This window comes from Pseudoalteromonas sp. 19-MNA-CIBAN-0066, from assembly GCF_040308705.1.
GTDB lineage: Bacteria > Pseudomonadota > Gammaproteobacteria > Enterobacterales > Alteromonadaceae > Pseudoalteromonas > Pseudoalteromonas nigrifaciens.
Genome location: NZ_JBEONZ010000259.1, coordinates 1 through 262 on the forward strand (window position 1 = coordinate 1; position 262 = coordinate 262).

At 47.3% G+C, this 262-nt stretch carries 1 protein-coding gene; it reads right to left on the minus strand.

Annotated elements, in window-relative coordinates:
* The coding region (locus AAEZ18_RS19060; RefSeq protein WP_352255985.1) for a hypothetical protein at positions 1-262 on the minus strand (262 nt) is incomplete at both ends.

Sequence of the window (262 nt, forward strand, 5' to 3'; positions counted from 1 at the left end):
GTTAACGCTGGCTAGCTCTTCTTTATTCAGTGGGTCATCACTATTGACATAGCTGCCACCGATGGCGATTTTAGTGGTCAGTTGTTGCTTGGCTGCAATACCGCCCACCCAATATTTTTCGCCGCCTTCATCTACTTCTACGGTAACGCGTAGATAAATAGGGTTGCCTTCCAAATCTTGACTGGCAATTGGCGCTTTTAGGTATAAACTGCGGCTGATAGGGTCGATTTCATAATCAGCGAATCGTGTCAGCGTCTCACGG